The following is a 21,298-nucleotide window of genomic DNA, read 5'->3' as shown; positions in this document are numbered from 1 at the left end:
GCAGACATCCCGTGCTGGGCCTCGTATTGCTCGTCAAGGCCGCTGCTACGGTTGACGCGCTCCGGCTGAGTGGACATGTTGCAAAACCTCAACCCACCCACCATCTGCCTGATTCTGCTCGGCATGGCCCAGCTTATGCCTTTCACCCTGCTCACAGACCGGCTGCGGGCGTTCGCCGAGGGCCCGCTCATTGGCAGGGTGGTGGATGCGCTCGGCGCCGCAATTTTCGCGACCACGATGCTGGTGGCCGCCTTGTTTTTCGCCGGGCCCGCACAGCCGCCTATCTAAGGGTGCTCACTATTCGCTTTCGGCCGTCTCCTACTAATTCTGAGGGCAGTGTGGATTATCAGAAGCAGTACCCCGATCGCGCCGATCGGGCGGCCGAGCAGGACGAGTCCCCCGGCGCCGATGTTCGCATCATTAACGAACGGGTCCGTAATCGCCCACGCACCGGCAAGCATGATGAATCCGATTACGACCAGTATCGTTCCCGTAGTTCTCAGCATGAAGCCTCTTTTCTATTTCGCGACGTGGTTAGCACAAGTGTGGGGTGAGGTCCGAGCCCTGCGGGCACAGTCAAGGCGTACCGACACGCAGTCCTTTGAGGCGGTGCGCAAAGCGCTCACCGATGAGCCGGTGAGTTTCGGTGTCGGGGTGGAGCGCGTCGGGCAGCGGGAGCAATTCGGCATCCGTTGCCCCATACAGGTCGAGACCGTCGACGTAGTGAAGCTGAGGGTCCTCTCGCGTCGCCACGGCGGCCTCCATCGCCTCACGAATCGTCCGGAGAGATAATCTCCCGAGACGCGTGTCGCCTTCTTCTCCCGTCGCGGTGAATCTCACGTGATCTGTTCCGAGCGTCGCGAGGTCGACGGAAACCGGTCCGGGAGTGTTCTCGTGGATTCCGCAGAAGATTGGTGAGACGAGCAGGATCGGAGTCTGCGGATGACCGTCGCGAATGGTGTCGAGAAAGCCGTGCAGACCCGGAACGAACGCACGCAGCCGCATCGAATCGAGATTGACGATGTTGATACCGAGCTTCGCGCTGATGACGTCTGCGGGTGCATCACGGATGACGCGCGCCATGAACGGGTCCAGAAGAGCGCTACCTCCCAATCCGAGATTGCGAAGCCGAAAGCCCCCGTTGAGAGCGGCAACTGAAGGCCAGATCTCAGTAGGCCCTGCGGCGTTTGAGCCGTGACTTATCGAGCTACCGTGGTGCACCCAGACGGGTTCACGGTTCTCAACCGGGCTGACCGGAGCGTTCGTGGTCAACGAAATCAACTCGAGGACTTCGTTGTGCGGCAACCAGATCTCTATGTTCTTTTCGCTCTCCCGGAGATCGGAGAAGACCGTGAGGTGCGATGCGCCCCGTCGCATCTCGCTCGTCCCAGTCAACAGGTCTATATGGTTATTGTCGCCACCGGTAAGAAGGTCAGTACTGTGCAGCTTCCCGTCCACCATAAGGTCAAACCTGCCCCGAGGTCGGTCGGCTCCCGCGTACGTCACCCGGAGGGCATGCGAGACGAGTTGGATTCGGGTCGCACGCGAACGAAAGACTATTCGCACACCGGACGGTTGCGCCTCCGTGGCTAACAATTGAGGGTCGGGGTACTGGCGTCGGACCCAGGCCGGGAGCCGATGCGGTCGGACTCCGCTGGCAGAGCTTTCGAGGTGCGCTGCACCGGTGATCAGGTCGTCGGATAACGGTGTTGTCGTGATCACCATGTCAGTATTCCTTTGCTTGTCGTTGAGAGTCATTCGTTTCGGCGCCCTATTAGTTTTTCGTCAAGCGCGTCGATCGCCAGTGCCGCTGCTTCCGCAATGAGTCGATCGTCGGACTGGGCATCCCGGTCTTTCCGACTTGACATCACCGAAATGATGAGGGGCTCTCGTCCCGGCGGGCGCACGATGGCGAGGTCGTTTCGGGTCCCGTAGCCTCCGGAACCTGACTTGTCCCCGACGACCCAATCCTCGCGCAGGTCGGACCGGACGAGAGTGTCGCCCGTTTGCGTGGCTGTCATCCATGTCTCCAGTTGCGCTTTCTCGGCGCTTTCCAGTGCGTCGCCAAGCAAGTATTGATTGAGGTTCGTAGCAAACGCTCGGGGCGTTGTCGTGTCCCGATCATCGCCGGGAGTAGCCTCGTTGAGATCTGGCTCGATCCGCGAGACCACGGTAATGTCGTCGCCTATGTCCGTCAGCGCCTGATCGAGAGCGGCGGGGCCGCCCACCACCTCGACCAGGTAATTGGCCGCGGCGTTGTCGCTGAGCGTAAGTGCCGCTTCGGCGATCTCGTCGAGGGTCATCGTTCCCCCGATACGTGTCTCGGTCACCGGAGAATAGGGAACCATATCGCCGGCTTCGATCTGCACCGTCTCTGACAATCCGTCCAGTCCGACTTTATCGAGCATCACGGCGGCGGCCATCGCCTTGATCGTGGAGGCGTAGGCGAACGTTTCGTCGTCTCGCCACGTCACCTCACGGCCAGTCCCGGTGTCCACGGCGTGGATTCCAACGCGAGCGTCGAAACGCTCCTCTAGCTCGGTGAATCCCGGCGCAGTGTCGGCTACAGGGGTTGGTACTTCGGAGGATGACGGCGCGCTCGGAGGAACAGACGGTGCGGTCGACGCACAGCTCGTGAGTACAAGACCCGCGATCGTCAGACCGGCGACCCCTGCTCGCTGACTCGGGAAAGATAAGTTAGTCATGGGTCCATCCAATCGTGTGACCCAGGGGCACGGTCAAGCTCGACCGACGAGTGCGACCGCCCAAACCGATTGCAGTCGCGGCGCGGCAGGACAGACCTGGTCTTGACAGTGCCCTAAGGGCATGGTCTCTAATGGGACTTAGATGGCTATCGCAGCGTCCCCGATGGACGCGACCATCCCCGCGTTGCACTGTGCGTGCACATCACGACAAGGAGTAAGCATGAACACCGCTACAGCCGAAAGACGCACTAAAGCTGCAACGCGGTCGCAAGCACCAGGTTGGCTGGAGATTCTGGCCGGTGGAGGTGCGTACCTTGGGTGCATGGTGCTCGTATATGCGCTGCTTCCACTAGTTCAGGACGACGCTGTCGCAGGCATAGTCGGGTTCCTCGTATCCGGCATTATGGGAATCATCGCCTTGGCGGTCGCGGCGCTGGTGCGCATTCGCGGACTTGCCGCTTTTGGTATCCGCCGCGCAAAAGTACGCCATCTTCTTGCTGGCGCAGGTCTCGGGCTCATTGCGGTTGTCCTCGGCATCATCGCTTCAAGTGCGTACACGATGCTGAGCGGCGACACTCAGAACGTTCAAACGGACTATCAGGCTGGCGCGGCGGCTGGTTTGTTGGGCCTCGTTCTCACCTTCACAGCTGGTTCGATCATCACCCCCATCGGGGAGGAGGCATTTTTCCGCGGTGTTGTCGCTAACGCGCTACTTAACCGATTTCCGGCGTGGATTGCAATCATCGCCAGTGCCGCGATCTTCGCCGTCGCGCACGGCATCAACACGGTCCTGCCTGTGGCGTTCGTGGTAGGCATCCTAACGGCCCTTCTTTATCGACGGACCGGCTCCATCTGGCCCGGTGTCGTCCTCCACGGGGTCAACAACGCAACGGCTACGATCGTTATTCCGCACATTCTGACAGCTACGACCACCTGACGCCGAGTGCAAAAACTTCCTGATCTCAGGAAGCATGATCATTTCGACCTTCACGTCAATCCGCTAGATTTGTGGAGGTTTAAGGGTTCAGTCCCCTGAATCGATAAGTCGGTAATTTCGCAGGCATAACAACAGAACGGTTACACCGTGGCATGGAGCACCAGAGAACTCGCCGAGCTCGCTGGAACAGGCCCGGCCGCTTGAGTGTGTCACGCGCGCCATCTTTCCTCACCTCTGAAATCTCGCCGGACGGCCGCCGCGTTGAAGATGACTCCCGCCACGAGGAACAAGGAAAGTACCATTGCCAGCGATACGAGATTCATATGCGTTGCCGAAGAGAACACGACGTATGCGGTGACGGCAGCCATCGTTCCAGCTATGAGCATGCTCGGCAAGCCGAAGACCAGTGCGTCGATGAAGCCGCTCTGGATGAGTTCAGCCAAGAGAGTCCAGGTCACCAGAGCTATTACGGCGTGAGCGAAGGCGAGTGCCAAGACGTCCGCCACGTTCAACGCTCGACACGTACCGGCGGGAAGAGGCATGACCCAGCGTCCGCCTATGAACGCCGCGATGGCGACGAATCCCGAGATGGCAGCACCATATTGCCCGATCGACCCGTTCCCGGTGATCGGCAATGGCTGCAAGCGGAAGAGGATCAGGGTGATGAGCGCAGCGACCGCGAGAGCGATCGCGCCGACACCGAGGGCGAGTGATTCCCGCACTCGTTCGCTGGACGCATCTAGGTCCATGACAATGCTCGCCCAGCGAAATTGCGGTGCCGGAGGAGTGGCCATAACTGTCGCTTCAACGTCGGTCGACGCCGCGACATCCCAGGCAGTCATCGTGTTGCCCTCCTCTGCGTTGCCGATGTCCTGGCCTAATGCCCTGCCCTCAGTGCCGGGTCAAGACGAATGCCAGCCGGACTCGGCTTTCTCCGGAATATCCGTGAGGTCCTTCTTCGCCTCGTGTTCATGTCAGCCGTCGTCCGCTGAATGGTTCGGGAGTCCCGATGCATCGGGCGCCTCAGCGTCCAGCGCCGCTTCGAGGGCCGCAAGGTTTTCGGTGGCTCCGGTGCTGATGAGGTGGGCGCGGTACATCACCTCGAGTTGGGCCGGGTTGTAAAGGTCTTTCAGCGCGGTAGTCACGGTGGTTTGGGCATCGACGGGACCCCGAAGTGTTTTCGTGCCAGGGTCGCGCAGCCACGATGATTGCTCTAGCTGCCGAGCCATAGCCGGAGCCAGAAGCTCCCCCAGTCGCTGCCGGGTTGTCCGATCTGAGTCGGGCGGGAGCGCCTCCAACTCGTCGTCTACAGCGGTGCGGGGCTCGCTCTTGATTGACCGGCGCAGTTCCTCCATCGCGGATTCGTCAAAGACACGAGAGTAGATCATGACTAGCGAGCGGTCGGCATTGGACAGTTCGCCCGCGACTTCGCTGAATCCTGCCGGCAGTTCAGCTGGTGAGCGATGCCGCAAGATGAGCGCAAGTTCCGCGCGAATTCGCTGCAGTCGGTCAACCGTGACGGCCAGTTCGGCATCCAGCACGCGGATCGCCTCGTCGGGATCCTTGTCCGCGCGGCCCAACGACGCGATCTCCGCAAGTGGAACGCCTAGTTCCGCGAGCCGGGAGATCTGCAGCAGTCGTAGGAGGTGCGAGACCTGGTACTGCTTGTAGCCGTTCGTCCTTCGCTCGGGCTCTTCCAAGAGACCCACCTTGTGATAATGCCGGACCGCTTTGACGGTCGTTCCGGCAAGTTCCGCTAGTTGGCTGGTACTCCAGGCCACGTTCACTCCTTCTCATCGGTCGGCGGATTGGCCGACATCGCTTAGTCAAGACCATGTCCTCGGGGCATAGTCAAGCTGATGGTGCTGGACGTGCCGTTCGGTGGGAGAACATGTTAGACCAGCGGTGCCACCGTTAGGCACGCACCGTCATGACATCATTTGCAACTCGCCGGTCCAGGAAGGCGGCGATGAGCAACAGCGGAATCACCTGCAGTGCAGCCTCCGAGAGGAGATGATTCATGCCGCACTCCGTGCGACCGGACCGTGTCTGCCGCTCCACTAGTTTCCAGGTCGGCGACTTCCGCGCGGCCCAGTTCGGGAAAAATCATTGCAGCGACGAATCCAGCGATGACGAAGCCGTACGCGATGGCGTTGATGATGACATACGCGCGGAGATCGCCGCGAATGAGTTGGAACGGTTTGCCAGGAATCGGATGATGTATCTCCAGGATGGCGATGAATGAGGCGTCGCTTTTGCGTGCGGTACCACTCAAGACCATGCCCTCGGGGCAGGGTCAAGCGCGTGTGGGGACCAGTTCAACCGGTTGCTTCGGCGATTCCTCGTTGAGGTGCGGGCGGGCCAGAGTCATAGTCTCTCCGTGCTCAGCAATGTCAGCCGCCCAACACGGCGACGGCAAGGGTCGCCGATAACGTGACGACCGCGGACCAGAGCACGATGGCGATCACTTGCCACAAGATGACCCACCGTTTTCTGACGCCCGCGCCGATGAAGAACAACGCGGTGAGAGCGAACGGGAGCGCTGCCGGGGCGAGCACGCTGGCGCCAGGGACGCCGTATCGGGTCATCCACCGTGCCAGCCGCTTCTTGCCCTTCGACTCCTCTTTGACTTCCTGCTGCTGTGGCACAACCGACATCTCGGCCAGGTGGGTCTCACCTGTCGTTCCCGACATTGACGCGACCGAAACCAACTCGGGAACGGGGATCGGGACAGCGCGGCGCGCACGGCGAGCGACGACAGCTTCACGCACCCGTGAGCCAAGCAGTACTACCAGCACGACCGCGACGGTACTACCGACGACGTTCGCCGTGAAGACGACAAGCGGATGCATGCCTGCGACCACACCGAGACTGGCAGCGGCCTCGTCGATGAACGGAATAGCTCCGAGGGCGGCGACGAGGAGTGGCTGAACATACTCCGGCAGCTGACTGAAGAGGTCTTGAAATGGGCCGAAAATGTCAATCGACATAGTGTTCTCCATGATCTTGAGGAGTCGATTAGGAGCGACTCGGTTCGGCGAACTCTTGTTCAGCCGAGGATTCGAGCGAATGGCTCGGGAACCCTATAAACCACTACATACCATGACCTCAGGGCAGGGTCAAGTGTCGCCACCTTTTCTCAGCGCGCACTCCACGATGAGCCGCTCGGCCAGCGCGCCAATACGCTCCAAACACGCGGGCACAGTCAAGTGCCGACGCCGCATCCGTACGCCGCTTAGGAGGCCCGGTCGTTCTGCAGTAGCCGGCGGATTCTGTCATAGACGTCGAGCTGGGCAGGATTGTAGAGGTCGCCCATGGCCTGGCTGATCGTTCGTTCGGCGAATGCCTCACCGCGCAACGCTCGCGATCCGCGGTCGCGCATCCAGGGGTAGCGACTGATGAGAGCACTTAGCTGTGGCGCGTACTGCTCCGCGAGCGTCTGACGTGTCGCCTCGTCGGCATCGGGTGGAAGTGAGTCGAACTCCCCAGCGGCGGGGTTCTTTCTCATGTCGACCAGGTTCTGGCGAAGATCGCGCAACTCTGCGAGGCCGAACACCCGGGAGTAGACCAGCAAGACAGACCGATCCGTCTCAGACAGATCCGCGCCGAGGGGGCCGAGACCGGCCGGCATATCCGCCGACGATTGCTGGCCGAGAAGCAGGGATAGCTCGGCTCTCACGCGACTCAACCGCGCGATGGTGACCGTCAGTTCCTCGTCCAGTTCTCGGAGCGCGGCATCCGGGTCGACGTCGGACCTCCTCATCGCCGCGATCTGCGCGAGCGGCATATCGAGGTCCGTCAACCGAGTGATTCGCAGCAGACTCACAAGGTGCCTAACCTCGTATTGCTTGTAACCGTTCGACGCTCTGGAGGGCTCGTCAAGGAGTCCAATCTCGTGATAGTGCCTGATCGCCTTGACCGTCGTACCCGCTAGCTCGGCAAGCTCTTTTGTGCTCCACGCCATGGTGAGACTCCTCCGCCACGCCGGCGATAATCCGGCTCGACTTGCTCACGATCATGCCATAAGGCATGGTTTAGGGATCATTTGAGCATGTCGCGCCGGATGTGGACTACTGACGGCCGCGGAGGTGCACACCGAAGTGACGTTCAATGGCGCGGTGGAGACGGACCTGGTTCTCTGGGTTGTCGAAACCGTGGCCTTCGTCGGTGGCGAGTATGTACTCCACGGGGACGCCTCGTTCTCTCAGCGGGGTGACTATGTTGTCCGACTCGGCCTGGACGACCCGGGCGTCATTGGCGCCCTGTGCAACCAGCATGGGTGTGGTGATCCGGTCGATCATCGTGACGGGCGATCGTGAGCGCATGTCCTCTGCGGCCGCGGGATCATCGGGGTCGCCGACGTACCGGAACCAACTGTTAGCCATGAAAGGTCTGGTGAATGGCGGGAGAGAGCGCATGAAGTTCTCCAAGTCGGAGACGCCTACATAGTCGACCGCTGCTGCGAAGCGATCCGGCGAGAGCGCTGTGCCGACGAGTGCGGCGTAGCCTCCATACGATCCGCCCATAATGCCGACACGTCGCGGGTCTGCGTACCCCTGAGCGACGCTCCAATCGATGGCGTCGATGAGGTCGGTGTGCATCGTCCGTGCGAACTCGCCGACGGCGGCGATGGTGTGGCGTCGCCCGTAGCCTGTGGAGCCGCGGAAGTTGACTTGCAGCACTGCATATCCTCGGTTGGCGAGGAGCTGCACCTGCGGGTTGTAGCCCCATGTGTCGTGCATCCAAGGGCCCCCGTGTACCAGGAGGACCAGCGGGAGATCCTCGGGGGCGACACCGACGGGAAGGGTGAGAAATCCGTGCAACGGGAGGCCATCGCGAGCAGCGAAGTCGACCGCTTTCATCGGTGCGAGGTGTGGTGGTTCCAGGTGCGGATAAGGGCGGAACAGTACGCGACTTTCGCCTGTGTCGTGGTCGTAGAGCCAGGTGCTCGCCGGGTCGCGATCGTCGATGAATGTTGCGATCCAGCGGCGCTCTGCCTGGTCGGAGGAGACGGTACCAAGTACCCCGTCGGACAGCTTCGACAACGCTGCATAAACCTCAACAAAACTCTCGTCCAGCACTTCGATATGTGGCCTGTCGCCGATGAACCGGGCGGCGATCACCTCGCCCGTGCGGCGGCTCGTGAAAACGGTGGGCGGCAGGACCGCGGGAGCCATGGTTCCCAGGATATCGAGGCTGGTGCCCTCGACGGCCGCGATGATCGTCTCTGCTCCGGTGTCGCGATCGATGCGGATCAGCCGGAGGTTATCTGAGTCACCGTACGCGCCGAGCAGAAGGCCTGCCCCGTCGGGAGTGACCAACTGTGGCTGCACGCCCACGGGGTACTCGGCACCTCCCATCCGTAGCAAGTGTTTCCGCTCGCCAGAGCGACGATCGATAGCCGAGAACTCAACCGTGCCGTCCACGGTCATACGGGTGGAGAACGCTGGCGATCCGTTCTGGTCGAGCAATACGTTCTCCGTCGGATCGGTCTGCTCATGGTGCAGAGTCGTCTCACCGGTTGCCACATCGATGCGGAACAGGTCGATCGCGGCCGTTCGCCTATTCATAGCGACGAGCACGCTTCCCGGATATGACGGCAACGGGTCCGCGCCGAAGACACGCGATCCGGGCGGCAGAGGCGTGAGATCGACGGCCGGCTCGTCTGGTCTGCTGAGGTCGACCCTGTGCAGGTGCCAGTCCTCATTGCCGTCGGAGTCCTGGAGGTACAGGAGCCAGCGTGAGTCGTCACCCCAGTAGTAGGTAGTGATGCCGCGTCGCTCATCATGAGTCACGCAGACAGCAACGGCATGGTCATCGTCGATTCCCCGAACCCAGACGTTGCGTCGTCCGTGTGCTGGTGCGAGGTAGGCAATCCGCGTTCCATCTGGTGAAATCGACGGATTGGCGAACTCCGGATCTGAGAAGAACTCCTCGACGTCGATCAGGCGCGGAGGGGATTCATGATTCAGGTGCGAGTGCATGCTGGTACTCCTTCGAGATAGGTGCTCATGGTGTTTCGACGGCCGAGGCAGCGCGTCACAGCGTGCACGACAACTCGCTCTCTGGCAATGCGAGGTCGATGAGGTACGCCGTGGCGATCTCGTCGACGCACGGACTGGCGCCCGATGAGACGACGGCGTGGCCGTCACCTTCGACCGTCAGAAGAGTGCTGTCGTCCTGCAGACCGGCGATGATGCGCGACCAAGACTCGGGCGAGTACAAGCCGCCCATGACACCGCCGATCGCGGTCTCGTGATTGATCTCCTGGTCTCGCGCGGGTACCGACGCTCGCGAGGGCCTCCATACCTCCCGATCCTTCGGCGCACCTATCGACGAGCGCCTTGGTGTCTGCTTCGGTGAGCGCTCTTGGTCGGCATCTGTTCTCCTTGGTCTTGGGGCGACACCGTCATCGGCACCGTGGCTACTGATTTCGGCGAACTCGTTTGGTCACCCGGGGAACTCGAGCGAGTGGCTCGGGGAACCATATGGACCATTAGAGACTATGACCTCGGGGCAGGGTCAAGTCCGACCGCGTCCTCTCACCGCACGCACTGTCGACGACGCTGCGACGGAAGACTCTTGGGCCCTTCGATGTGAGCTGCAGGATTGGAGGATTTCGAAATCTGCTCATCATGATCATCATCGGCGGCTAGGAGACCTTCGTGCCTGATGTATACATCGACGGACATCCCGACCAGCCTGAGTGGCTGTCGAACGAGAGTGCAAACCTGCTGAAGGTAAAGCTTGCGATGACCATTCGGAATTTGTGAAGGTCCAGCTATGACCCCTGAGTTGCTCCCGCTGTGATCCCAGCCAGCGCCGCCAGCGTGACGGTTCGGGCTCGAGGGGCCTCGACGATAACGTCTGCGGTGAGCGTCACCACGTCCTCGGGCGCTTCGAGACTCCGGCCCTCGTCGAGAGATAGCTGCAGCGCTTGGGGTTCACCGCGGGCGATCCGCAGTGCGTTGGGACGAGCATTCCGGCTCTCGACAGCTGAATAAGACCACTTGTTCCGACTTGCCACTGAACTACATCCGCGACCGTCAGATCGAGCAACGCGCGTTCTTCGCTGGCAGTGTGAGGTCGATGAGATAGTCGGCGATGGCCTGCTCGACACAGGGGCTCCCCATCAAGACGGATCCGTGCGTTCTGGATTTGACAGTGAGGAGGAGTTCGTCCAGGGCGCTCGCAAGCGCCTTCCCATCCTCGTAGGGCGTGGCGGGGTCTTCTGTGCCAGCGACGACCAACGTCTCCGGGAGATCGTCACGCACAGCGCTTCTGTCGAATTGCACGGGATCGTGCCCTGGCCAGGTGGCGCAGACATCGCTCGCCTCCACGGTGGTGCCGCGGTCATCGTCGACGCAGTTGATCGCGACCAGAGCTTCGTAGGCGTCGGAGTACGTGCCGTCAGCGGCGCGCTCGTGGTACAGATCGCGGCAGGTCATCAGCAGGTTGCCAGTTCCGGTTCGAAGTTCAGCCAGCCCGGCAATGATCGTCGGCCATACCGCCGAGCTGTAGAGGCCTGCGAATACGGCGTCTGTGACATCGGCGGTTGTCAGAACGCGACCGTCCGCCGTGGGGGCGTGGTTCTCGTCGAGGTCTCGTATCTGCTCGAGGTAGGTGTCCAGTGCCCTCGAAGGATCAGTGCCGAGCGGGCAGTCCGCCTGCTGAACGCACAACTCCACCATCCCGTCGAAAGAACCCTGCATCGCGGTGAATTGGGATACCCGCCGTTGCTGTTTGGTTGCGCTCGGGTCGAGCGGTCCGTCGAGTACGAGAGCTCTGACCTTCTTGGGGAACATCTCGGCACACACCGCGCCCAGCCGAGTGCCATAGCTCGTTCCGACGTAGGTCAGCTTCTCGTCGCCGAGCACGGTCCGAAGGATGTCCATATCGCGAACCACGTCGCGGGTACCCACGTGCGCGAGGACCTGCGACCCGCCTGAGCGCTTTGCACACTGGTCGACGAATGCTTCAGCGCCCGGGGATTCCCACTCGGTGGCACCCGAAAGCGGGGAGAACAAAGGTGCATTCCCCTCGCGTTCAGCGTCGCTGTAACGGGCGATCGCCGGTGTGGAAGCGCCGACGCCAGGAGGGTCGAAGCCGATCAGGTCGAAGCGATTCGTCAACGCCGTGGACGTCCAGGTCTCTGCGAGCATCAATGCCATGGATGTTCCACCGGAGCCGGGCCCACCAGGGTTGACCAGTATCGACCCGGTGGGATCGTCGGACCGCGCCGGAACGCGAAGGACAGCGATGTTCGCAGTCTCCCCGTCGGGGTCCGCATAGTCCACGGGCACCAGCAGTCTCGAGCATTCGGCGCGCGCGACGGATCCGCCCTCTACCCCGCCGGTGGCCTTGTCGTCGCACTCCTCGAATGTGAGTTTCTGGCTGAGGAACGGGTCGAGCCGCTCCCTTCCAGCCGTGGAGTCATGATTGGCTGGTGTGGGCGTACATCCGGCCAGCAGCAGGAGAAGCGCAGAGCCTCCAGCGAGCAGGGTACCCAAGGCCCGGATGGGACTTTGGGTCTCCGTTGGAGCGGCGGCTCTGGCGGGCAGCGGTGTCGCCTGGGTCAACTTTTTGCTCGATGTTGGCTCCAGTCTTTGACGAAGGAGTCCTACGCCAAGCTTGGACCTGTGACGTAGGCTTCACAAAGTGCCCATGGATAATTGCGACGACCGCGTTCGCCAAGCGCGGGAATCGGATTTTCCGCCAAACGACCAGAACCGAACCGGCTGGGTGGCGTACAATCCCATCGTGTACGCGGGAACCTACAGCCCGCTCATTACCGCTCCATTGCAAATTGTCGAGCCTGGTGTCGTGTCCGAATCACCGGCTGCAGACGAAGTCGACGTGTGGCTCACTCAATGGCAAGTCGCAGAATACAATTTCCAGGTGTCGCTGACCGAAACGACTACATGGAAGCTCATACCCATGGACAACGACTGGATTACGCGACTTTTTGATGACCGTCGAGTCGTTCCATTGCAACTCGACATGTACGCCGAGGCCACTAGAGATTTAGGCTCTCCCGATTGGACAGTAGTCAATGGCGTCGTCGTGCGCGTCGATCAGGTCTCGGTGGAGTACGTGCCATCCAGTGATCCTTCAGAAACTGCGCGCGTCCCCAAGCACGGTGCGGCCGTCGTGCACACGGTGACGTCCATCTGGCCGGTGCAACCGCACCACGGTTTGATCGCGGGTTGGATTGTGCGCATCCGTTTGAATCAAGGTGTGTAGAACTCTAGTCATGCGCACCCATCTAAGACTCAGGCAGAGCACTCATTTGGGTGGGCGAGCCGGCAGTGAGCCTCTGGATTGCATCGTTCCTGCGGCAAAGAGAATTTGCTCAAGACATCACTAGAAGAACGTGAACTTCTGCAAACAGTCGTCCCTGCCTAGCCACTCCCACAATAGGGTTTATCTCATGAGCTGTATTTAGCCGATCCGCATTTGCGTGACGTTGCCCACAGCCGCGGATGCCCTAGAGGTATCTCTCCGTTACTACGAGGACATCGTGGGTCGCTACTACGGGCGCCCCGCCACCCGACAAGAGGTCTTGGATGCTCAGGCCGCATACTCCAGCGATGATCTAGCCCTGCCGACCGGGCTGTTGCTACTGGCATGCCAGGGCTCGACGGTTCTCGGATGCGCAGGAATGCGTATTCGGCCGGGCAGTATCGGCGAGGTGACGAGAGTGTACGTGGCACCCGTGAAACGAGGCCATGGCGTGGGCAAGCTCCTCATGGAGGACCTGGAGCGCAGGGCGATCGGCATGGGGCTCATGACGTTGCGGTTGGACACTCGCTCGGACCTCGTTGAGGCGCGGGGCCTTTACACATCTCTTGGCTTCATCGAGGGCGAAGCACACAACGCCGACCCCTACGCGAACCACTGGTTTCGAAAAGAGCTTGGCTAAGCAACGCTTACATAATCTTTCCTGAGCGACGCTGAGTCCCTTTTTGTTCACAAAAATGTCGGAACACTGATCGCGCTCGGTGGAGCTGAATAGTTTTCATTGGTGCGAGACTAGGCCGATGGCTGAAACCTTCGATTCGGCGCTTGTTCCCGAACTCTTGGTCCTCGACGTTGAGCGCAGCCTTGTCTTTTGGCGAGACGTGTGCGGTTTTCACATTCGTTATTTGAGACTCGAGGATCGCTTCGCTTACATTTCACTCGGTTCTGCACACCTCATGCTGGAGCAAATCGGAATCGGTCGAAACTGGATCACGGGCCCCCTCGAGGCACCCTTAGGTCGAGGAATTAACTTTCAGATCACTGTCCCCAGCATCACTCCACTGGTTTCGGCTCTGGCGGATGCCGGGATAGATCTCCTTATGGAGCCAGAAACGAAGTGGTACCGAATGGGAAACGAGGAAGCTGGCGTTGAGCAGTTCCTCGTTACTGACCCCGACGGCTACCTCGTTCGTTTCCAATCTTCTCAAGGCCGCCGACCTTTGGCCCGATAATCCGCGCCAGATCGCAGCGCCGAACCCCATTCCCTAAATATCTAGCGGCCCGACCCCGAGCTGCCACCGTGTTCTAGGTGTTCGTCGCCTTCTCAGGCGCACCGTGATTCGCCGGCAGGATTCGTTGGTCAAACACGACCGAACACGGGGTTCAGCTCTGTGCAGGCCGATCGGTTGCGTTAATGGCCTCCATAATCGTCGAGTTCGTATGCGCCTGCCGGTAGGCCTTCACCTTGGCGACGTCAACATCCTCCGTCGCAGAACGTCGTGAGACACTACCGAGCACCGAAGGTAAAGCGAAAGCAGCCATCAGAGCCAGTGCAATAAGCGCCAAAGCAACAAAAAGATCGTCAAACACGAAAGCAGCCACAGAGGCAGCCACCGAAAGAATGATGGGCGCAATTGCTCGAGACCATTTCTTCATGACACTCTCCTTTTTCTATCTATGTGTCTCTTTGGCGAGGGGAGAATCAGTTGAAGCACTGATCCCTGATTGACGTAATGCCGAAGAGTTCTGCACCCAAGGCCGCGAACGCACCGCCTACTGCCTGTACCTTTTCATAGTTGAAGCTGGCGCCCCAAAGCAGTTTGACGGCCTTGGTGACTCCACCGACGTTACCGAGAAGCTTTTTGATCTTCAGGATCTTCGCCACCGGGAACGCAACCCCTGCAATGGCCACTGAGATCGCCGCGGCGCATCCGAAAATACTTATTTTCGCAGACAGCTGACCAGCGTTGGTCCCCGTAAGCGCGTTAGCGTTGAACCAAGCGACTGTCGCCATGTCGCCCTAAAGAAGCACACTGTCTGGCACCGACATGATGAGCTCCAGGACTGTCGTAAACTCAGCGGCTAACGCCCGATCCGCGGACGCCGCGGATAGTTCTGCCCGTGCTGTAGTCGATACTTCTGTCGCGCTCGAAGGAATCGCCTGCGCTGCTCCCCCGACACCGACAAAAAGGCTCACGCTCATGAGGAATCCAGTACCGATGATGTAACGGTTTTTCACAAAGTACTCCTGGGTCTTGTCTAAGTTGATTTCATGAGGATGAACCTCATTGGTATCCCAGAACTATGTCCCAGCAAGTATTGTAGCGACACTAACAGTATCCCCGCACGAGGGACAAATTTGGATCTTGCTGTCTACTGCCAAACCTCAAGGCAGCTTCACAAAAGAATACAAATTTAGTGATTATCCTGATGGCTATCAGCGCTAGCGGAGCGCAGTTTAATCCGGTTGTGCCGCTGGTTGCCGGATTCTTAGAGCGGTAGGCGTCAGCGGCCATTAACTCAATTCGCTCTAGTGAGAACGCTTAGGGATCACTCAACTCGGCCCTAATTGCTCAGCGGCGTCGGCACAAAAGATTGAGCGGCGGACGAGACAGCGGGCGCAACCTCTATAAAAAGTGACACCGGATTCCATCTGGGCGACGTCACCCTGCGATTCCCCCGAGCACAAAGGGGTATCCTCGATCGGCACGGCCTAGGAGCCGATCCCATAAATGGCCCTTGTGAAGTCAGCAGGGGGTATCCAAGGAACTTTAATTTGTTCATCTGCGACAGTTGCTGACGGGTAAGAATTTGTCCGTTTCGAACTCGTTTGTATCTACTCGCCCGTGAGGTCCAGCGGATCGACGTCGGCATAATCAAACGTGTCAACCACACCCCCCTCGAAGAAGCCGATCAGGAGTGCACCGCCTGGTTTAGTATCGGACTCCTCCAGATTATCAAGCCGAGTTGTGGATGTCTTCACACAACTGCCGCGTCCTACGATCGCTCGGGCTGTCGTTCGGCTCCCGTGAGCGGATCTATCCCATGGGTTTTGGTACGACGAGTTTCTATTCTCGAGCGGGCGATGAATGTTTCAGCCCGGTACGCAGGATCCAGATTGCGATGACGACGTTGACTGCGAGGACGATGAGGACGACGTGCCACCACGTCAGCGCCGGAAGAGCGTTTGCGATCGTAAAGTCCTCCATTTGGGGAGCATCGAATCCTGAGCCACGACTGGACGGAGACTGGTTGGCAGTCGATGTGGTCGGCATGAACCATCCCCAAACGCCCCCGACCACAATTACCAGCAGGGGCACCGCTGTCGCGACAATCTTTTGGAACGGTTTCCAGGCCTTCCCGAGCCACAGCAAAATGATTCCAGCGATCCATCCGACTATCGGCACCACCAGTCCACCGAACGCAACGAGCACCGCCGTGACGATTACATACGCGCGTGAACGCCCGGCAGCGGCTGGAGAGTTATTGAGATCTGCTGAGTCACGTTGTGCCTCATACGCGATGTGCGCAGGATCGCCGAGCTGCTTCATTCGCTCTAGTGCGACTTCGGGGCTGAGAGAACGCAGCTCCTCCGCGACGCCGTCGCGCACTTGAGATGCCACGGGTTCGGAAACGCGAGCAAGTTCGTTATCGAGGCTGCGAAGGTACGCCGACACAGGAGAGGCACTTTGGGAGTCATTCATTATTCGTCCTTGTCCATGATTATGCCGACCTGAAACGTCAACTCAGCCCAGTCCTTCCGGAATTGATTGAGTTCAGTTTCACCTGAGGCAGTCGGGGTGTAGTACTTGCGCACGGGTCCAACGCCTTGGCGAGACTCAGTCACGTGAATGGCGCCTCGCTCACGCAAGCGAGTGAGTGTTGGGTACAGGGTGCCAATGCTGGAGATGAGGCCGACCCGTTGAAGGTGCTCGGCGAGTTCCCACCCATACATCGGCTGCGATGAAATGAGCCCCAGGATGCAGTACTCCACAACACCGCGTCGCAGCTGCGGACTCAAACCAACTACCATGCATCACAAGATAGCATGCACCGAATGATAGCGATAGTCGTTGACGCGGCAGCCCCGGGCCACCGCGCGCACCTCCCTCTCGTACGCACAATTCGAATGAGGGAGCATCCAATGATCGACATCACCCCCAACGGAACGGGACTTCCCGGCATCGAACAATTGCGCGTTATCGTCGGGGCGGTGATGACCGTGGGCCTCATCCTCAGCGTGCTCGCCCTGATTATCTCGGCGATCGTGTGGGGCTTTGGGTCGAACTCGTCCAACCCGCATCTCGCCTCGCGCGGCAAGGTGGGCGTGCTCGCGTCGTGCGGCGCCGCGATCGTTTGTGGCGCATCCGTTACGCTCATCAACTTCTTCTGGAACGTCGGCCAATCCGTCTAACCCGACTCTGAGAAGATCGGGACAACAGATGAGCGTGTGCGATGTTCCCGTGGTCGCTGAGGTCTGCGGAACCGTCGGCCAGGGCGCAGCCTCCTTGGTCGCGGCACCCTTCGATTGGCTCGCGAAATCGATGGGGTCCGCAGCCGCGTGGCTGTTCGAGTCGGTGTGGGCTGTCTTTGACACGACCACCCTTGTCGACCTCACCGACCCGGCGTATGTCGACGTGTATAACGCGCTCTTCGGCGTCGCCGTGTTCGTCAAGCTCGTCCTCGTCGTCATCTTCCTGGTGGCCGTGGCCCAGGTATCGGCGCCAATCGATGCCGATCTCGCCGCCGTCAGCGACCCCATCGCCGGCATCGTGCTGATGTTCATCGCCGCCTTCGCGCCCTACATCACGTACAAATTCCTCAACTTTGTCGGGCTGGACATGTACCACGCCATGTCCAGCGAGCAGGAAGCCAAGTCCGCGCTGAACCGGCCCATACCGGTGCCGAGCGCACCGATGATGGACAGCGCGAAAAAGGTTCTCGGGCCGGGCTGTGGTGGGAGGTCGGGCGGCACTCCCCCGCCGACCGCCTCGAGCGGAGGCGGTGTTGGGCCGGTGTTATCCGCCGGGGGTGCGGTCGGTTCGTCAAGTGCTGGCGCATCGACCCGAGCCGTCGCCGGCGCCGGTGCCGGAGTCGCCGCCGCGGGCGTTGCTGCCGGCGTGATGGCCGTGGGCGCTATCGCAAAAGCCGGTCCAAAAGTCGGCAATGCCGTCGGGCAGACAGCGGATGCCCACACCCAGTACGCCGGCGACAGCTCCACCCCGAGCGCATCCCCGTCACCCGCCTCGAGAGAACCGGTAACGGCATCCGCTTCACATGGAAGAGCTAAAAAGGACGCATAGTCATGGACGCTGATCACCCCCCACTTTCGACTCGCACCGGTGCAATTTTCGCGCCTAACCAAACGCGGCATCCTGCTCGGCCTCTCAGCGCCGCAACTGATTGCGCTCTCAATCGCCCTGCTCACCGTCGTCGCCGCGCTCTACACAACAGACGCGTCCGGCATCGCCTGGACCAGCCCGATCTGGAGCCTCGCGGCGTTGACTGCCGTCATCCCCATCGGCGGACGCAAAATAGTCGAGTGGATGCCCATCGTCACCCGCTGGACCTGGCGCTCCGCCCACGAACAGCTCACCTATCGGCGCCGCATCACCCGCCCGCGCCCGATCGGCACGCTCTCGCTTCCCGGCGATGCCGCCTCGCTGCGTGAGTGGAACGACCCGGAGACGGGCGCGGTCATGATTCAGGACCCGCACGCCCGCACTCTGACCGCCGTCGTCGCCGTCTCACACTCGGCGTTTGCGCTGCTCGATCCCGACGAACAGAACCGACGAGTCGTCGGGTGGGGTCGAGCGCTGGCCGGTGCATGTAGGTCCGGGCGCATCGCACGGCTGCAGGTGTCGGAACGCACGCTGCCCGATTCCGGCACAGGACTTTCTGAATGGTGGGAACGGCACGGCATCAACGACGGCAGTTGGGCCGTATCCACCTACCGCGACCTTATCGAGCGGGCCGGGCCGGCCGGTGAACGCCATGCGACCACGATTGCCCTCTCCCTCGACCTCACCGCTGCCGCCCGCCAAGTGCGCACGCAGGGCGGCGGCATCCGCGGCGCAGCGACCGTGCTGCGCCAAGAAATGACCGCCCTCACCGCGGCGCTGCGGGCCGCAGACCTCACCGTCGGCAGCTGGCTCACCGCCGACGAACTCGGCATGATCCTACGAACCGCCTACGACCCCGCTATCGCGGTCGATCTGGAACGGCATCCGCAGATTGGACGATCCCTCGCGACGGCTGGCCCTGTTGCCGTCGCCGAGAGCTGGGATCGCCTGCGGACCGACACCGCTTTTCATGCGGTGCTGTGGATCAGCGAGTGGCCGAGGTCGCAGGTGTTCCCTGGTTTTCTGTCTCCGCTCGTCTTCTCCAATGGCATCCAGCGCACGGTGTCGCTGCATTACCTGCCCGTGCGCGCTGACCAGGCCGCGCGCGACCTTCGTAAGAAAAAGACCGAGCTGATCAGCGATGCCCACCAGCGCAACCGCATCGGCCAAATAGAGGATGCCACCGCCACCGCCGAATACGACGACCTCCTGCACCAAGAAGCCGACCTCACCGCCGGCCACGGCGTGCTGCGCACCACCGGCCTCATCTGCGTGACCGCACCCACGGTTGACGAGCTCGAAGCCGCCGTCGCATCAATCGAGCAGGCCGCTATTCAAAGCTCCTGCGAGACCCGCCGCTTGGTGGGACAACAGGCCCAGGCGTTCACGGCCGCTGCGCTTCCATTGTGTCGGAGCGTGTGATCCGGTTTAGCAGCAGTCTTCGTGGTCGATGTCGCGTTCCCCAGTCAGAGCAGCCACGGGCACTGTGCAGGCGTCACCACGCCACGCCTCGAGGCCTTCTCTGACGGCGAAGACCACAATTACGAGCGCTGCGATCGAGTCTGCCCACGCCCACCCGAAAAGGGTATTTAGCAGCAGCCCGACCAGCACCGCGGCGGAGAGGTACGAGCAGATCAGGGTTTGCTTCGAGTCAGCGACCGCCGAGGCACTGCCCAGCTCCCGGCCGGCGCGTCGTTCGGCGAAGCTTAGAAAGGGCATCACCAGAAGACTGACCGCGGCCAGCGCGATGCCGACCGTGCTGTGTTCCGCTTCCCGAAAACCGAACAAAGACAGCCCGGCGTCGACGGTCACGTACGCGGCGAGAGCGAAGAACGCCCACGCAATGACTCGCAGCGCGGTCTTCTCCCGCTTCTCTGGATCGGGGGCCGCGAACTGCCACGCGACTGCGGCCGCGGAGAGGACCTCAACGATAGAGTCGAGGCCAAATCCGATGAGGGCCACTGAAGACGCCACACTTCCCGCCGCGATCGCAATGATCGCTTCGATCACGTTGTAGGCAATGGTCGCCGCAACGATCCACCGGATTCGGCGACGGAGAATCTGTGTTCGGTCAGGCTGGGTCTCAACCACGAGGTCTTCGGCAGGAAGGCTCACTCAGCGGTCCCGCAACACAGCGGTACGTCGCAGGCCGGATCAACGCAGCCGACACCGTCATCGACAGCGAGCACCACATCCATCAGGGCAAGCAGCGCCTTGGTCACGTGAGCATCCGCGATCTCATAGCGAGTCAAACGTCCCTCAGGAACGGCGGCTACGATTCCGCAGCCTCTTAGGCAGGACAGGTGGTTGGATACGTTCGACCGTGTCAATCCGAGCTCACTCGCCAACGCACCCGGATATCCCGGACCATCGAGCAGGACGAGCAAGATTCGCGACCTGGTCGGATCAGCCATCGCTCGACCCAACCGGTTCATAACGTCCACCCGCGAGGCAATAGTCAGCATCCACTGACATTACAGCAGATGCTGACCAATCACCACCGCCCGCAAGGGACGTTCCTGGCTTACACAGCGCCATTCTCTAGCGCGGATCGTGCCCGAGGGGATCGGCCCGGAGCCAGCGCGCGACCCACAGGCAGCATCGGCGGCAAATACGACCTGATGCCAAGGCGCTGCGTGAGAACCGAGCAGAGATCGAGGGGCTGATGCGAGCGCCGGATCACGTCGAGTTGGCAAAACAGCCGACGATTCCGACGGAGTATCGACACTTCCGGCATAGAAAAGCCTGCGCACCCGGCAGGGAACTCGGATCACAACGTTCTGCTCGATAGTTCCATACCGTTTCACATGCAACAGCCCGTACAGTCCACGGCAGAACTGACCCTACGGATGCACTCTGCCACCTCACCCGAACGCAGATTCTGCTTAGCGAGGACGGTTGCCTCGCTCACAAGTGCGCGTTCAAGGCGGTCATCGTGCAGGGTTTGCCGCGGGACGACAAACAGGTCGCTGTCGCCATGCGCTTGACCTGTCGGCAGACGCCCATAGTGAAAGCTTCTAGCCAGCAGGGCGCGCCCGCCGCCCCGCCGAGATGCCGCCCCGTCGGGCCGCCGA

26 protein-coding genes are annotated in these 21,298 nt (G+C 61.0%); 10 read left to right on the top strand and 16 right to left on the bottom strand.

What is annotated here, in order from left to right; translation table 11 throughout:
- The first annotated feature begins 75 nt into the window (after positions 1-75).
- Positions 76-288: a hypothetical protein gene (locus QMK31_RS00275; RefSeq protein WP_283498974.1), complete on the top strand. Its 213-nt coding sequence runs from the start codon at positions 76-78 to the stop codon at positions 286-288.
- 288 nt (positions 289-576) lie between these two features.
- Here QMK31_RS00275 and QMK31_RS00270 read toward each other — a convergent pair whose 3' ends face one another.
- Together QMK31_RS00270 and bla are read right to left on the bottom strand one after the other, a co-directional pair.
- Positions 577-1,377: an SGNH/GDSL hydrolase family protein gene (locus tag QMK31_RS00270; RefSeq protein ID WP_283499779.1), complete on the bottom strand. Its 801-nt coding sequence runs from the start codon at positions 1,375-1,377 to the stop codon at positions 577-579.
- Positions 1,378-1,754: 377 nt separating this feature from the next.
- Positions 1,755-2,705 carry a class A beta-lactamase gene (bla, locus tag QMK31_RS00265; protein ID WP_283498973.1) on the bottom strand — a complete coding sequence of 317 codons (951 nt, stop codon included), beginning with the start codon at positions 2,703-2,705 and terminating at the stop codon, positions 1,755-1,757.
- Positions 2,706-2,925: 220 nt separating this feature from the next.
- Here bla and QMK31_RS00260 point away from each other — a divergent pair, with 220 nt between their 5' ends.
- Positions 2,926-3,642: a type II CAAX endopeptidase family protein gene (locus QMK31_RS00260; protein WP_283498972.1), complete on the top strand. Its 717-nt coding sequence runs from the start codon at positions 2,926-2,928 to the stop codon at positions 3,640-3,642.
- Between the two features lie 209 nt (positions 3,643-3,851).
- Here the strand turns inward: QMK31_RS00260 and QMK31_RS00255 are convergent, their stop codons facing one another.
- Positions 3,852-4,484 (bottom strand): hypothetical protein, encoded by a 633-nt coding sequence (locus tag QMK31_RS00255; RefSeq protein ID WP_283498971.1) that lies wholly within the window; start codon positions 4,482-4,484, stop codon positions 3,852-3,854.
- Between the two features lie 132 nt (positions 4,485-4,616).
- Positions 4,617-5,423, bottom strand: coding sequence for a MerR family transcriptional regulator (locus QMK31_RS00250; protein ID WP_283498970.1), 807 nt, complete (start codon positions 5,421-5,423; stop codon positions 4,617-4,619).
- Between the two features lie 239 nt (positions 5,424-5,662).
- On the opposite strand from QMK31_RS00250, the gene QMK31_RS00245 reads away from it, so the two are divergent.
- Positions 5,663-5,887, top strand: coding sequence for a hypothetical protein (locus QMK31_RS00245; RefSeq protein WP_283498969.1), 225 nt, complete (start codon positions 5,663-5,665; stop codon positions 5,885-5,887).
- Positions 5,888-6,035: 148 nt separating this feature from the next.
- Here the strand turns inward: QMK31_RS00245 and QMK31_RS00240 are convergent, their stop codons facing one another.
- The 5 genes from QMK31_RS00240 to QMK31_RS00215 all read right to left on the bottom strand — a co-directional run bounded on the left by QMK31_RS00240 (position 6,036) and on the right by QMK31_RS00215 (position 12,152).
- Positions 6,036-6,632, bottom strand: coding sequence for a small multidrug efflux protein (locus QMK31_RS00240; RefSeq protein WP_283498968.1), 597 nt, complete (start codon positions 6,630-6,632; stop codon positions 6,036-6,038).
- A gap of 245 nt (positions 6,633-6,877) precedes the next feature.
- Positions 6,878-7,606, bottom strand: coding sequence for a MerR family transcriptional regulator (locus QMK31_RS00235; protein ID WP_283498967.1), 729 nt, complete (start codon positions 7,604-7,606; stop codon positions 6,878-6,880).
- A gap of 106 nt (positions 7,607-7,712) precedes the next feature.
- Entirely contained in the window at positions 7,713-9,626 is a 1,914-nt protein-coding gene (locus QMK31_RS00230) for a S9 family peptidase (protein WP_283498966.1), read from the bottom strand.
- 55 nt (positions 9,627-9,681) lie between these two features.
- Positions 9,682-9,876 carry an alpha/beta hydrolase gene (locus tag QMK31_RS00225; RefSeq protein WP_283498965.1) on the bottom strand — a complete coding sequence of 65 codons (195 nt, stop codon included), beginning with the start codon at positions 9,874-9,876 and terminating at the stop codon, positions 9,682-9,684.
- Between the two features lie 812 nt (positions 9,877-10,688).
- Positions 10,689-12,152 carry an alpha/beta hydrolase gene (locus QMK31_RS00215; RefSeq protein ID WP_283498963.1) on the bottom strand — a complete coding sequence of 488 codons (1,464 nt, stop codon included), beginning with the start codon at positions 12,150-12,152 and terminating at the stop codon, positions 10,689-10,691.
- A 7-nt stretch (positions 12,153-12,159) separates the two neighbouring features.
- Between QMK31_RS00215 and QMK31_RS00210 the strand changes: the two genes are divergently transcribed.
- The 4 genes from QMK31_RS00210 to QMK31_RS00195 all read left to right on the top strand — a co-directional run bounded on the left by QMK31_RS00210 (position 12,160) and on the right by QMK31_RS00195 (position 14,114).
- Positions 12,160-12,252: a DUF6112 family protein gene (locus QMK31_RS00210; protein ID WP_283498962.1), complete on the top strand. Its 93-nt coding sequence runs from the start codon at positions 12,160-12,162 to the stop codon at positions 12,250-12,252.
- Positions 12,253-12,300: 48 nt separating this feature from the next.
- Complete coding sequence (locus QMK31_RS00205) at positions 12,301-12,885, top strand: hypothetical protein (protein ID WP_283498961.1); 585 nt, start codon at positions 12,301-12,303, stop codon at positions 12,883-12,885.
- 217 nt (positions 12,886-13,102) lie between these two features.
- The gene (locus tag QMK31_RS00200; protein WP_283498960.1) at positions 13,103-13,564 is read left to right on the top strand and encodes a GNAT family N-acetyltransferase; all 462 of its coding nucleotides are present in this window, start codon (positions 13,103-13,105) and stop codon (positions 13,562-13,564) included.
- A 118-nt stretch (positions 13,565-13,682) separates the two neighbouring features.
- Entirely contained in the window at positions 13,683-14,114 is a 432-nt protein-coding gene (locus QMK31_RS00195; RefSeq protein ID WP_283498959.1) for a bleomycin resistance protein, read from the top strand.
- 151 nt (positions 14,115-14,265) lie between these two features.
- On the opposite strand, the gene QMK31_RS00190 is transcribed toward QMK31_RS00195, so the two are convergent.
- The 5 genes from QMK31_RS00190 to QMK31_RS00170 form a co-directional block, all read right to left on the bottom strand.
- Positions 14,266-14,538 carry a hypothetical protein gene (locus QMK31_RS00190; protein ID WP_283498958.1) on the bottom strand — a complete coding sequence of 91 codons (273 nt, stop codon included), beginning with the start codon at positions 14,536-14,538 and terminating at the stop codon, positions 14,266-14,268.
- Between the two features lie 46 nt (positions 14,539-14,584).
- Complete coding sequence (locus tag QMK31_RS00185) at positions 14,585-14,896, bottom strand: hypothetical protein (protein ID WP_283498957.1); 312 nt, start codon at positions 14,894-14,896, stop codon at positions 14,585-14,587.
- 822 nt (positions 14,897-15,718) lie between these two features.
- Positions 15,719-15,865: a hypothetical protein gene (locus QMK31_RS00180; RefSeq protein ID WP_283498956.1), complete on the bottom strand. Its 147-nt coding sequence runs from the start codon at positions 15,863-15,865 to the stop codon at positions 15,719-15,721.
- 85 nt (positions 15,866-15,950) lie between these two features.
- Positions 15,951-16,586, bottom strand: coding sequence for a DUF1700 domain-containing protein (locus tag QMK31_RS00175; RefSeq protein ID WP_283498955.1), 636 nt, complete (start codon positions 16,584-16,586; stop codon positions 15,951-15,953).
- A complete protein-coding gene (locus QMK31_RS00170) occupies positions 16,586-16,915 on the bottom strand; it encodes a PadR family transcriptional regulator (protein WP_283498954.1) in 330 nt (109 codons plus the stop codon). The genes QMK31_RS00175 and QMK31_RS00170 overlap by 1 nt, the downstream gene beginning before the upstream one ends.
- Before the next feature lie 111 nt (positions 16,916-17,026).
- Between QMK31_RS00170 and QMK31_RS00165 the strand changes: the two genes are divergently transcribed.
- From QMK31_RS00165 to QMK31_RS00155, 3 genes are read left to right on the top strand one after another with little or no spacing between them, the layout of a single operon-like run.
- Positions 17,027-17,296: a DUF6112 family protein gene (locus QMK31_RS00165; RefSeq protein ID WP_502852115.1), complete on the top strand. Its 270-nt coding sequence runs from the start codon at positions 17,027-17,029 to the stop codon at positions 17,294-17,296.
- Between the two features lie 28 nt (positions 17,297-17,324).
- Positions 17,325-18,185, top strand: coding sequence for a hypothetical protein (locus tag QMK31_RS00160; protein WP_283498952.1), 861 nt, complete (start codon positions 17,325-17,327; stop codon positions 18,183-18,185).
- A gap of 39 nt (positions 18,186-18,224) precedes the next feature.
- Positions 18,225-19,646 carry an SCO6880 family protein gene (locus QMK31_RS00155; RefSeq protein ID WP_283498951.1) on the top strand — a complete coding sequence of 474 codons (1,422 nt, stop codon included), beginning with the start codon at positions 18,225-18,227 and terminating at the stop codon, positions 19,644-19,646.
- A 6-nt stretch (positions 19,647-19,652) separates the two neighbouring features.
- Here the strand turns inward: QMK31_RS00155 and QMK31_RS00150 are convergent, their stop codons facing one another.
- On the bottom strand, positions 19,653-20,339 hold the full coding sequence (locus tag QMK31_RS00150) for a cation efflux transmembrane domain-containing protein (RefSeq protein WP_283498950.1): 687 nt from the start codon (positions 20,337-20,339) through the stop codon (positions 19,653-19,655).
- Entirely contained in the window at positions 20,336-20,689 is a 354-nt protein-coding gene (gene cmtR, locus QMK31_RS00145) for a Cd(II)/Pb(II)-sensing metalloregulatory transcriptional regulator CmtR (protein WP_283498949.1), read from the bottom strand. Before cmtR ends, QMK31_RS00150 begins: the two co-directional genes overlap by 4 nt.
- Between the last annotated feature and the right edge of the window lie 609 nt (positions 20,690-21,298).

It is taken from the genome of Cryobacterium sp. PH31-O1 (genome assembly GCF_030063455.1).
Taxonomy (GTDB): Bacteria; Actinomycetota; Actinomycetes; order Actinomycetales; family Microbacteriaceae; genus Cryobacterium.
The sequence above is the reverse complement of the archived record's forward strand: the minus strand, read 5'-3'. Positions and strand labels throughout refer to the sequence as shown.

Coding starts and splice junctions, on each gene's coding strand:
- QMK31_RS00235 (WP_283498967.1), bottom strand. CDS start 7,606: ATGGCGTGGAGCACAAAAGAGCTTGCCGAGCTAGCGGGTACGACGGTC.
- QMK31_RS00175 (WP_283498955.1), bottom strand. CDS start 16,586: ATGAATGACTCCCAAAGTGCCTCTCCTGTGTCGGCGTACCTTCGCAGC.
- QMK31_RS00245 (WP_283498969.1), top strand. CDS start 5,663: ATGCCGCACTCCGTGCGACCGGACCGTGTCTGCCGCTCCACTAGTTTC.
- QMK31_RS00160 (WP_283498952.1), top strand. CDS start 17,325: ATGAGCGTGTGCGATGTTCCCGTGGTCGCTGAGGTCTGCGGAACCGTC.
- QMK31_RS00255 (WP_283498971.1), bottom strand. CDS start 4,484: ATGACTGCCTGGGATGTCGCGGCGTCGACCGACGTTGAAGCGACAGTT.
- QMK31_RS00230 (WP_283498966.1), bottom strand. CDS start 9,626: ATGCACTCGCACCTGAATCATGAATCCCCTCCGCGCCTGATCGACGTC.
- QMK31_RS00195 (WP_283498959.1), top strand. CDS start 13,683: ATGGCTGAAACCTTCGATTCGGCGCTTGTTCCCGAACTCTTGGTCCTC.
- cmtR (WP_283498949.1), bottom strand. CDS start 20,689: ATGCTGACTATTGCCTCGCGGGTGGACGTTATGAACCGGTTGGGTCGA.
- QMK31_RS00170 (WP_283498954.1), bottom strand. CDS start 16,915: ATGGTAGTTGGTTTGAGTCCGCAGCTGCGACGCGGTGTTGTGGAGTAC.
- QMK31_RS00165 (WP_502852115.1), top strand. CDS start 17,027: ATGATCGACATCACCCCCAACGGAACGGGACTTCCCGGCATCGAACAA.
- QMK31_RS00225 (WP_283498965.1), bottom strand. CDS start 9,876: ATGGGCGGCTTGTACTCGCCCGAGTCTTGGTCGCGCATCATCGCCGGT.
- QMK31_RS00270 (WP_283499779.1), bottom strand. CDS start 1,377: ATGCGACGGGGCGCATCGCACCTCACGGTCTTCTCCGATCTCCGGGAG.
- bla (WP_283498973.1), bottom strand. CDS start 2,705: ATGACTAACTTATCTTTCCCGAGTCAGCGAGCAGGGGTCGCCGGTCTG.
- QMK31_RS00275 (WP_283498974.1), top strand. CDS start 76: ATGTTGCAAAACCTCAACCCACCCACCATCTGCCTGATTCTGCTCGGC.
- QMK31_RS00190 (WP_283498958.1), bottom strand. CDS start 14,538: ATGAAGAAATGGTCTCGAGCAATTGCGCCCATCATTCTTTCGGTGGCT.
- QMK31_RS00210 (WP_283498962.1), top strand. CDS start 12,160: ATGGGACTTTGGGTCTCCGTTGGAGCGGCGGCTCTGGCGGGCAGCGGT.
- QMK31_RS00185 (WP_283498957.1), bottom strand. CDS start 14,896: ATGGCGACAGTCGCTTGGTTCAACGCTAACGCGCTTACGGGGACCAAC.
- QMK31_RS00260 (WP_283498972.1), top strand. CDS start 2,926: ATGAACACCGCTACAGCCGAAAGACGCACTAAAGCTGCAACGCGGTCG.
- QMK31_RS00240 (WP_283498968.1), bottom strand. CDS start 6,632: ATGTCGATTGACATTTTCGGCCCATTTCAAGACCTCTTCAGTCAGCTG.